A 3,724-nucleotide genomic window follows, 5' to 3' on the forward strand; every position below is an offset into this window, starting at 1 on the left:
TCCTCCTCGGGAGAAGAGGGATCAAACAACTTCCAAACCCAACAAACCCGCGCCCGATCATCCCTGGCGCAAGCAAGGAACCTTTCGCCGGACATTTCTAAATCAACCAAACCCCGGACTTTTCTAAATCAACGAGACACCTCGCCGGCAACTCCGCAGCCCTCGTTTTCGCAGGGGCGCCAATGATACACGGATGTCACGGCCGGGTCAACCCCTTGTGACGGCGCATCCGTCACGCACAGGAAAGGAACGCTCCCGGCCGATGCGGGCCGAGAGCGTTCCAAACGTGTCGATTACGGCACCTACTCGCCGGGCTCAACCTCCATCTCCAGCGCCCTGGAGAGGCGCACCAGCCATGCGGGGACGGGACGGCCGTGGCGCTCGTAGAATTCCTTCCACAGGTCGATCGAATCGCGAGCGGCGGCGCGCTGCTCGGCCTCGGGGAAGTCGGCCACGAAGTGCAGCGCCAGCAGCGCCGAGTCGACCGGGCTGTCGGTGGCGTCGGGCTCGTTCTGCTTCTGGGCCAGATACCAGGCCTTGAGCTTCTCCCAGTTCTTCGGGTGTGGCTGCGGCATCGGGCGCCCCTCGTTGTAGGCTGTGACCAGCCCGTCGAGCGCGCTCTTGGAGATCCCCACCTCCCTGGCCACCACGCGGACAGACGCCAGCTTCCGCCGGGCGGCAAGGCGCGCGACGATCTGAGCCAGCTGAACGCGCTCGCTCAGCGGGTTGGGCGCCTGGGCGCCTTCGTGCTGTCCGACTTGTCCCTGATTCGCTCTGTTCACGTGGAAGTTTACATGGTAAGCAGCACCCACGCAAGGTCGCGTGGAGTGCTGCAAGTGGACCTAGGGGACAAAGGCGACCGCCCCCGGCCTCAGGGGGCCGGGGGCGGTTGCGGGCAGCGGGACCGGTGCAAGGAGCTACTCCCTCCCCCAGTTCCGGCCGGGGCCGCGGTCGTACCCGCCGCGCGGCGAGCCGCCGTACCCGTCGCCGCGGCCGTAGCCGCCGCGGTCGTAGCCCCGCTCGCCGTAGCCGCGGCCACCACCACCACCGCCGCCGCCGCGGTCGCCGTAGCCGCGGTCGCTGCCATAGCCGTCGCGCCCGTAGCCGCCGTCACGGGCGTAGCCGCGCTCGGCGCGGGGACCGGAGAAGTCGGGCTGCCGCTCGTCGCCGCCCTCGGGGGCGTCCAGCCGCACCACGTTGTAGGCCTTCAGGCCCTTGGGTTCCTGCAGGATCTCGAACTCCACCCGCTCGCCCTCGTTCAGCGTCTTGAACCCCTGGCCGGTAATGCCGCTGTGGTGGACAAACACGTCGGAGCCGTCTTCCCGCCGGATGAAGCCGAAGCCCTTTTCCGACGAGAACCACTTCACCGTCCCTGTGTCGCGTTGCATGTGGCTACCCCTGGTGTGACTGGAGTGGGAGGGAGCGAGGGAACCTTCTAGGGCGGGGATGCGACACCGCAGGTTCCGTTCCCCCTGACGACCCAGCCACAGCGCGGAAAAACCTCGCGCGGGCAAAGAGAATCACGCGCAACGGCTTGCGCCGAACGGGCAGCTACGTGTGTTTCCGGAGCGACATGTGGGAGGGGTGCGACAGCGCGAGACCGGTGCGCGTGCGCGACGGTGGTGCCTCGCGCCGGTGCAGCCGGCGGGCGCGGCGAAGGGGCCGCCGCCGGCTTACTTGTGCCGGTAGGTGATGCGGCCGCGGCTCAGGTCGTACGGCGAGATGTCGAGCGTCACCCGGTCGCCCTCGAGCACGCGGATGTTGAACTTCGACATGCGGCCGGCGGCGTAGGCCAGCACCTCGTGCCCGTTCTCCAGCTTCACGCGGTAGTTGCGGTCGGGGAGCACCTCGGTGACCACCCCTTCCATCTGAAACGTTTCCTGCTTGGCCATGTGGGAGTTTTGGGGGATCCGTGGAATCGGCCGCGGGCGCGGAGACCGTCTCCGCGCCGCGCGCCCGGCTTCGGGCGCAGAAGCCCGCTGCGGCAAGGAATGACGTACGATAACCCGGCGGCGCCACAAGTTCAACGCCGCGGCGGGGCGATGCTCCGGCCACGGATGGCCGGCGGAGGATTTCCCGGCGACTCTGGTCCTCCGCCGGCCGCTTCGGGACGGATCTCCGGCCGCTACGGCGTGGCCGTGCTCGGCGCGGGCGCGGCGGGAGGCGTGGCGTCGTCGGTGTCGTGGTTCTGGTAGTACCACCACGCGGCGGCGGCCAGCGCCACCACCAGGAGTATCCCCAGGATCAGGGGAAGGGAGCTGCGCGGCTTGCGTTCGACGTTGATGTCGGCCACGTCGTCCTCCTCGCGTGCGAGCGGCGGATGGGGATGGTTTGACGGCTCGGTCCGGGCGGCGCGGAAGCAATCCCCGCGCCCGCCGCGGTGAATCGGTAGCACGCGCGGGGCGCTCGCGCCAGATTCAGGGCCGCTCGACCCACGCTTCTGCTTCGATCGGGGATGATCTCCACGCTCCTGTTCTGGCTGGCGGCCGCCACGGCCGGCTTCTTCGTGCTGCTGTTCGCGGAGCTCGTCTCCGGCGGGCTGCGGCTGGTCCACCTGCGCGACGTGGCGCCGCTGGGGGACGAGGAGATGCCGTCCGTGAGCATCGTCGCCCCGGCGCGGAACGAGGCGCGGGGGATCGAGGCGGCGCTGCGGTCGCTGCTGCGGCAGGATGTGCCGCGGCTGGAGGTGATCCTCGTCGAGGACCGGTCGGAGGACGAGACCGGCGCGATCGTGGACCGGATCGCCGCCGGGGAGCCGCGGCTGAAGGTGGTGCGCGTGACGGAGCTCCCCGCCGGGTGGCTGGGGAAGAACCACGCGCTGCAGCTGGGCGCCGAGCGGGCCACGGGCGAGCTGCTCCTCTTCACCGACGCGGACGTGGTGATGGCGCCGGACACGCTGCGGCGCGCGGCGGGGCACCTGGTGCGCAATCGACTGGATCACGTCACCGCGGGGCCGCACGTGGACATGCCGGGGTGGCTGCTGCGTACCTTCGGTGTCTTCTTCGGGATCATGTTCGCCATCTTCACCCGGCCGTGGCGGGTGAAGGACCCGCGCAGCGTGCAGCACGTGGGCGTCGGCGCGTTCAACCTGCTGCGCGCCGAGGCGTGGCGGCGCATCGGCGGGCACCGGGCCATCGCCATGCGGCCGGACGACGACATGAAGCTGGGGAAGCTGGTGAAGAAGCACGGCCTGCGCTCCGACTTCGTGGGCGCGGCGGAGCACGTGCGGGTGGAGTGGTACCACTCGCTGGGCGAGGCGGTGCGCGGGCTGCGCAAGAACGGCTTCGCGGGAGTGGACTACCGGCTGTCGCTGGTATTCCTGGCGACGGTGACGCAGCTCCTCTTCTTCATCTGGCCCTTCGCCGCCGTGTTCGTGACGCACGGGTGGACGCGGACGCTCTACGCCGTCGCCGTCGCCATCCTGCTGGTGCTGTTCGCCGGGGCGGCGCGGGAGCAGCGGGTGCCGCCCTGGTACGGCGTGGCCGTGCCGCTGGCGAGCGCGCTGTTCATCGCGGTGATCTGGAACGCGACGCTGTACGCGCTGGTGCACCGCGGCATCGAGTGGCGCGGCACGCACTATCCGCTGGACGAGCTGAAGGCGAACCGCGTGTAAGTCTCAATCATCCCATAAAGAATCTCACGCGGAGACGCGGAGCCGCGGAGGAATCAGCTTCCTCCGCGGCTCCGCGTCTCCGCGTGAGGCCTTCTGTTTTCAGGCGACGGC

General features: G+C 69.6%; 4 protein-coding genes and 1 pseudogene. 1 reads left to right on the forward strand and 4 read right to left on the reverse strand.

What is annotated here, in order from left to right; genetic code table 11:
- Positions 1-302: 302 nt before the first annotated feature.
- The 4 genes and pseudogenes from VF092_31585 to VF092_31600 all read right to left on the reverse strand — a co-directional run bounded on the left by VF092_31585 (position 303) and on the right by VF092_31600 (position 2,293).
- Positions 303-782: a hypothetical protein gene (locus VF092_31585; GenBank protein ID HEX6751880.1), complete on the reverse strand. Its 480-nt coding sequence runs from the start codon at positions 780-782 to the stop codon at positions 303-305.
- A 405-nt stretch (positions 783-1,187) separates the two neighbouring features.
- Positions 1,188-1,388: pseudogene (locus VF092_31590) on the reverse strand (cold shock domain-containing protein).
- Between the two features lie 285 nt (positions 1,389-1,673).
- A complete protein-coding gene (gene infA / locus VF092_31595) occupies positions 1,674-1,892 on the reverse strand; it encodes a translation initiation factor IF-1 (protein ID HEX6751881.1) in 219 nt (72 codons plus the stop codon).
- 233 nt (positions 1,893-2,125) lie between these two features.
- On the reverse strand, positions 2,126-2,293 hold the full coding sequence (locus VF092_31600; GenBank protein ID HEX6751882.1) for a hypothetical protein: 168 nt from the start codon (positions 2,291-2,293) through the stop codon (positions 2,126-2,128).
- Positions 2,294-2,455: 162 nt separating this feature from the next.
- On the opposite strand from VF092_31600, the gene VF092_31605 reads away from it, so the two are divergent.
- Positions 2,456-3,613 (forward strand): glycosyltransferase, encoded by a 1,158-nt coding sequence (locus tag VF092_31605; protein HEX6751883.1) that lies wholly within the window; start codon positions 2,456-2,458, stop codon positions 3,611-3,613.
- Positions 3,614-3,724: the final 111 nt, after the last annotated feature.

Source organism: Longimicrobium sp. (assembly GCA_036377595.1).
Classification (GTDB): Bacteria; Gemmatimonadota; Gemmatimonadetes; order Longimicrobiales; family Longimicrobiaceae; genus Longimicrobium.